The sequence below is a fragment of the Mesorhizobium sp. P5_C1 genome, assembly GCF_054049815.1.
Genome location: NZ_JBFULQ010000628.1, coordinates 1 through 2,889 on the forward strand (window position 1 = coordinate 1; position 2,889 = coordinate 2,889).

The following is a 2,889-nucleotide window of genomic DNA, read 5'->3' on the forward strand; positions in this document are numbered from 1 at the left end:
TGCCCATAGTTTAGGCAGCGCGGGGGACGTCCAAACAAAACCCGCAGTGGCCGGTGYGGCCCGCATCCCAAATAGCCCAGCCGCGGCTGGATAGCGCCTGGTTTATAGTCCTTTGCGATGCCGTCTAGAGCCATCCATATCTCGTCTTGACTGTCGATGCCGCCGCTGAAAAGGGCGATAAGGCGACGCGCCAAATGCTCCCGCGCCGGGTGCGAGCCCTCAATTCCGGCTTGCTCGCAATACTCATCTAGAATTCTGGTAAGTGTCGCCAACTGTACGTCGTCGGCTATGCCACGATTGGTCATCGCGCGTAACTCCCTTACAGGGCGAAAGCGTGATCGACTCTTTCAAGCGCTCGTTGCCTTGCTAGATCGAGCGACAAAGCACTGTACGCTTCCGACAGTCGGTTAGCGAGTCAATTTCCCGCAAAAGGAACCATACCCCGTCGCTGTCGTTGGGTCTTCAAGGGACATGATGATGACTGACGAACAGGACAAGGGACCTAGCGGGCCGGACGACCCCGTCGTGCGTCGTCTGGTCAATGAAACCGGCATCACCGAAATGCAAGCCCGCCAGCTAATCGAACTCCTAGGGGCGCATAGCTGGGCGTCGCTGTTGCGGGAAGCGCACATTCTGACCGCCGGTCAACGGTAGGCGTCTAGGCGCGCTTCGGTCTGAAAAAGAAAAGGCCGCCGATCATGGCGGCCATCTCACTTGGGCAGAAGCACCGCGAGGCTAGTTCGCGGCGGTGGCAACTCTCTTGCCGGCGTTCTGGGTAGCGTTGACGGTGTTGGCAGCATCCTTGCCGGCGCCACGGATTGTGTTTGCGCAGGCCGATACCAAAAGCGCACTGGCGAGYAGCGCGATGACTGCATATGTGGATGTTTTCATGGACGGTTTATCCCTCTCTCGGTAGACTCGCCCTACAGCAACGAAAGCCGGCTCAGTCTGGTTCCATGGCCAAGCCACAAAGAGGAAAACAGACCAAGCGCGCGAGGTGTTGGCCGTCAAGGAACAGCCGGTTACTGTCCACAGGCTTGGCGCGATATATGAGTTGGCGGCTTCTGATCGGGCCGCTCTTTGCCGAGGCGCGGGAAGAGATAGCCGACAACCGTGTTCGAGAAAAGGGCCTTTGCCATGGCGAAGGAGATCGGCGACAAGGTGAGGATCGAGGAGATCACGCCAAAGCCGAAGAGGCGATAAGGTCGTTACTTCTTCGGCGTCTGAGGTGGCACTAGTGTGACATAAGGTGTCCTCGGCTCCCTTGCCGGGCTCCCGGTAATACGGTGCCGACTCGCCGGGTGGTCCGAGCGATTTGAATTTGAAGCCGGGCCTTGGGAGGATCGATTGGGAACCCCGAAAGGGGAGGATCGAACCCCTTCGGCGTTACTAATCTTCATTGCCATTGTGACGCCTGCATGAAGCCAACCAAGGTGCTAAATATATGCAGATTGACTAAAAATAAGCAGTTCCGTTGATGTCGCCATTGCCAGTGCTTCGCGTCCGAGCTTGATCGTGCTGCAAACATTACCGGGCACACCTCGTTGGCCCGTGCTCTGCCTCCCCCGTCAGGGCGCTGCKGCAKTKTCAGGTTYGCARGGSGGYTGGCCTTTGAAGKCACGAGCAAGGCAYCCATACTTGTCGAACGTCTGMCCGGTTTCCCTCGCRGCTTTGGCCATACCRCAGSCCGAAATGGCCAGGCAGGAGAGCAGAGCAATCGCGGTTCTCTTAGCGAGCATCGATTTCTTCCTCAGTGGCGGGCTTCCGTTTTTGCCGCGTCGAGCTCCTTGAAGGCGCCAGAACCGGTAGTCGGCTTCCCGTCCAGCAAAGCGCGCCTCCAAGGCGCAGCAGGCCGCTGCGGTCGGCGCTTCAGGTCCACATTCAACGCCGGAATTCCTTTACTTGCCTCACTGCGGAACGTGCAGCAGGTCACGCAGGTGGATCGGCAAGCTGGGCGAAGCGCCCAATTCGGCGCAACTCGCCTCCCATCGCCCGAGATACTCGCCGATCGGCACACCCGTGCGGCCGGGCCAGCGGTTGAGTGCGCCGAGCGCCTCGACGCACTGCGGCGCGCGGTCGTATGCGGCAAGGATGGTCACAGACATCGCCCGGGCGAACGGATTGAGGGCGGGCATCTCAATCTCGCCGCGATGGTCGGCGAACCACGCCGCGGCGTCGCGCGTCAGCCCCTGGCTGCCGGCGAGCGCGGAATAGCCTCGGATGATATTCTCGCGGTACGCGGCAATGGCATCGCCGAAAGCGTTGTCGCCGGTGAACGGCGGGTTCTCCTTCCAGTCCTCCGCCAGACGCCCGAGGCCGCGCAGCGAGAATGCTTCAACCATCGCTTCCTCGAGCCACTGGCAGGGCGTTGCCGGCTTGGCATCCGGCTGCCAGCTATTAGCAAACACGTGGCCGAGCTCGTGTCCGAACTGGTAGGTTAGCTTCGACCAATCGCGCTCGCCGATATCGACAATGATCCAGGCCATGCTGCTGCCGTCGGGATGCAGCCAGACCGCCGGCGTGCCGGAAGTGTGCTCGTCGACACGCAGGCGCGTCGGCTGGCGGTCGGAGAGCAGGCGGACGCCGTCAAGGCATGCATGCCGCATGCGCTCGACGACCTGATCTGCCGCGCCCTCCAGCATGCGGCCCCAGTCGCCGGCAAGCTCGATGGGAGCGGTGAGGAGGATACTTGAAGTTTCCGTCATCATCGGTTCCTCGTCGCGGTTTGTTGATGCGCAACGCCCGGCCGGCCCCTTTGTTGCAGCTCCGGTTCCGGTTTTGGAACCATTTTAAGGATTTCAGGGAAGAGCAGTGACCGTTCGACCTTACGAATTTGTAAAGCAGTTCGACTTGCGCCGCGAGGCGCTTCGGCAGCAGGATCGCTTGCAC

Annotated in this window: 5 protein-coding genes; 1 reads left to right on the forward strand and 4 read right to left on the reverse strand. The window is 60.7% G+C overall.

What is annotated here, in order from left to right; translation table 11 throughout:
• Positions 1-305, reverse strand: a 305-nt coding sequence (locus tag ACXJ7R_RS29045; RefSeq protein WP_457154837.1) for a hypothetical protein, incomplete at its 3' end; no start/stop codon positions are given.
• A 172-nt stretch (positions 306-477) separates the two neighbouring features.
• Here ACXJ7R_RS29045 and ACXJ7R_RS29050 point away from each other — a divergent pair.
• Positions 478-654, forward strand: a complete 177-nt coding sequence (locus tag ACXJ7R_RS29050; RefSeq protein WP_457154838.1) for a hypothetical protein — start codon at positions 478-480, stop codon at positions 652-654.
• Positions 655-735: 81 nt separating this feature from the next.
• Here ACXJ7R_RS29050 and ACXJ7R_RS29055 read toward each other — a convergent pair whose 3' ends face one another.
• From ACXJ7R_RS29055 to ACXJ7R_RS29065, 3 genes are all read right to left on the reverse strand, one after another.
• The gene (locus ACXJ7R_RS29055; protein ID WP_457154839.1) at positions 736-891 is read right to left on the reverse strand and encodes an entericidin domain-containing protein; all 156 of its coding nucleotides are present in this window, start codon (positions 889-891) and stop codon (positions 736-738) included.
• Positions 892-1,907: 1,016 nt separating this feature from the next.
• On the reverse strand, positions 1,908-2,705 hold the full coding sequence (locus ACXJ7R_RS29060) for a hypothetical protein (protein WP_457154840.1): 798 nt from the start codon (positions 2,703-2,705) through the stop codon (positions 1,908-1,910).
• A partial coding sequence (locus tag ACXJ7R_RS29065; protein WP_457154841.1) for a hypothetical protein occupies positions 2,705-2,889 on the reverse strand: 185 nt, incomplete at its 5' end. The genes ACXJ7R_RS29065 and ACXJ7R_RS29060, both read right to left, overlap by 1 nt.

Excerpts from the sequence above, each read along its gene's own strand:
- ACXJ7R_RS29050 (WP_457154838.1), top strand. The coding sequence starts at position 478 with ATGACTGACGAACAGGACAAGGGACCTAGCGGGCCGGACGACCCCGTC.
- ACXJ7R_RS29060 (WP_457154840.1), bottom strand. The coding sequence starts at position 2,705 with ATGACGGAAACTTCAAGTATCCTCCTCACCGCTCCCATCGAGCTTGCC.